This window comes from Microcoleus sp. OTE_8_concoct_300 (assembly GCF_031383065.1).
Classification (GTDB): domain Bacteria; phylum Cyanobacteriota; class Cyanobacteriia; order Cyanobacteriales; family Microcoleaceae; genus Microcoleus.
In genome coordinates this window covers 1-3,033 of sequence record NZ_JANMZH010000820.1, presented here as the reverse complement: position 1 = coordinate 3,033, position 3,033 = coordinate 1, and the positions used below count along the sequence as shown (strand labels likewise).

Below are 3,033 nucleotides of genomic sequence, written 5' to 3'. Positions count from 1 at the left end.
TAGATTATTTGAATCCATTGAAAAACTAGAAGCACTGTTACATAAACTGTTAAATGAAGGAGGACTAATTATGAAATGGAACCGAAAAATAAAAAATAAAGGTAACTTAGTTAATGCAGTTTAGATGTCGAACAGCTTAGCATCAAATAAACTACTTAAAAATTGCTTATAATAAATTGATTGATATAAGGAATTTTTAAGTAGAGCTTCAAATAAAAAAAAGGAAATTTATGGTACTGAGTATTATTGTGCACGGTGGAGCAAAAACCATCACAGAAGACAAGATTGCAGCAAACAATGCAGGCTGTACCGCAGCAGCAGAAGCTGGTTGGGCAGTGCTGGCAAGCGGGGGTACAGCAGCAGAAGCTGTTGAGGCAGCTATCCGGGTTCTGGAAGCTGACCAGACATTTAACGCAGGCTTTGGATCGGTTCTCAACAGTAAGGGAGAGGTAGAGCTAGACGCAGCGATGATGGAAGGCGGCTCATTAGCTTGGGGAGCCCTCGCAAATGTTCAAGGCGTGTGCCATCCCATCTCTGTGGCGCGAAAGATTATGGATAAAAAACCCATGTTCTTAGTAGCGGATCACGCAGAACTTTTTGCTGCAGAAAATGGAGCCGAGATGTGTACAAAAGAAGACTTAATCGCTGATGAGCAACAGGAAGAGTGGGAGGAGGAAAAAGAAGTTATTGACCGCCCCAATACCGTTGGTTGTGTAGCTTTGGATAGTAATGGCACCTTAGTTGCCGGTACCTCAACAGGCGGCACTATGAATAAGCCCGCCGGTCGCGTCGGCGACAGCGCGATTATCGGGTCAGGCTTGTTTGCTGAAAATGTACAGGACGCTTGCTCAACCACAGGCGATGGCGAGTCGATTATGCCACTTGTTCTGGCTAAGACGGCGATCGACATTCTAGCCTCCGGCAAGCACCCAGACGAAGCAGCGCAGATGGCAATTGAGACTCTGGCATCTAAGGTGGCAGGAGAAGCTGGGTGCATCCTCATTGACCCTCAAGGGCGGGTTGGCTGGGCGCATAATTCAACGGACATGGCTTGTGCTTATAGAACCTCAGAAATGGACAAGGTGGCTGTGTTCACTAAGAAAAAACAACTCGTCCATCATTGAAATTATTGAGGTTGCATTCTCTCTAGTTGGAGAGAGTTAAAATTCCGCAACTAATATCTTGTTTCCTAGGTATTAAGTAGCTGGACATCAATAAACACTTTTTCAATTTGTAGGGCGGGCAATGCCCACCCTACGTTTAATTATGTCGAGCTACTTAGTGGCCGGGAAAAAAGTTGAATTCAAACTTAACTTGGATATTTCTATGAACTCAACATACGACTTTCCTTACTTTCAGGGTAATTCTCTTTCCGATTTGTTTGCTCCAGACATCACAGATGCACGTTATGCGTTCATCCTAAATTATCCTGCAACTGCCAGTTGGGCTGCTTACCCCAACAGGGAAAAATACTTTATTCAAGACGGCAGCAGTGAAGCCACCAAAACTTCTTTCGACAAAATTGGTCAGAAGGAACCTTGGAAAAATCTGGCTGTGTTAGGCGATGCCATCCCAGGAATTGTGATTAATCAGCCGCCGAACTCGCTGATTGACTATTGGCGGGAGAATTTTGGCTTCAGCTACAGCAGTATGGAGATGATAGACTGCTCAACTTATCTCGAAGATCTCAGCCGAAGCGATCGCTTTGACAAACTCCTGACTCTATTTCCCTTCGACAATCTCAAACCCGAAAAACACGCCGTCCATCCCGACATCCACTACCACTTGCTCAGCAAAGCAACGCTAGCAGAATTAGGGGTGCAATGTCCGAAATACAAAAGCTACAATCTGCACGAAGTCAATCTCGAAAGCATTCAGTTACCAGAGAAATTCCCCTACTTGATTAAAACATCCCACGGACTTTCTGGAGAAGGCACTTATATTATCAAAAGCGCCAGCGATTTGAATTACTGCTTGCAGGAAGTGAGGAAATATCTCGATATTAAGTTGCTGGATACGATTATTGTCTCGGAATTCGTCAAGAATGAAGTGCAGAACTACTGCGTGCAGTTCTATGTAAGCAAAGCGGGAAATATCAGGCTTATCGGCAATACGAGCCAACTTGTCACCCCTGAGGGCAGCTATTTAGGGGGACTGATTCACTACCGCGAAACTGACATGAGTAGGTTTTTTGAGATGATTGCCGCTATTGGTAAATATGCTCACCAACAGGGTTATTTCGGCGTTATTGGCTTCGACGTACTGGAAGACTCTGAGGGACAGTTGTATGCCATAGATGCCAATTTCCGAGTTAATGGCTCGACTCCGCTTTGTGTGCAGCGCCATACCTTACTGGGGCTGGGAAAGGAGGTGGCTAAATATTCGAGTGACTGGCGAATGGATGGGACTTTGGAATCGATTCTTGTCACGCTGAAATCAGAACTCGATCGCAAGGACTTGATCATCCTGTCGGCTTTAGAGAAGGTTAAATACGGAAAAATCTACACGGAAATGTACGGGATAGTTGCGGGTGAGGATATGAAGGAAATGCAGCACATCGAGGAGAATTTGCACAGTAAGGGATTGCAGCAATTTGGTTGATATCTACTCTACCGATTGCAGCGTTTGGGGTGGTGGTGGCGATCGAACTTATTAAATATTTAAGTGCTTTGGAGCGGCGGTGCACGTTGATGTGCGATGTACTATTTTCTTAGAACAGGCAAGATGCCTGTTCCACAAAGAGTGAATTTTCGGCTTGTGGGCACTCAGCAACAGGCTTTCGGGTTTGTTCCACAAAAAGTGAATTTTCTGCTTGTGGGCCGTTGCTCCTAGTTCGCCCATGAGATCGGGATTCTCGGTGGGAACCAGTGCAATAAGTTACATTTAAGATAATTCTAGGACTTACGCATTGACAAAATAACCAAACAGTGAATTGATAAATATAGGTCGTCTACTTTCTAGGTATCGGACAATGAGAAAAATAACTAAACCCTCTACGGCACAATGCAATATAGACCTTTACACCTTATTTTT

The 3,033-nt window shown here is 44.6% G+C and carries 2 protein-coding genes; both read left to right on the top strand.

The genetic code is table 11. The annotated features are described in order from the left end of the window. Window positions 1–230: 230 nt before the first annotated feature. Window positions 231–1,124, top strand: coding sequence for an isoaspartyl peptidase/L-asparaginase family protein (locus ACUVJL_RS36305; RefSeq protein ID WP_445250249.1), 894 nt, complete (start codon window positions 231–233; stop codon window positions 1,122–1,124). 202 nt (window positions 1,125–1,326) lie between these two features. Beyond that, window positions 1,327–2,601, top strand: a complete 1,275-nt coding sequence (locus ACUVJL_RS36300) for a carbamoylphosphate synthase large subunit (RefSeq protein WP_445250248.1) — start codon at window positions 1,327–1,329, stop codon at window positions 2,599–2,601. The last annotated feature ends 432 nt before the right edge of the window (window positions 2,602–3,033 follow it).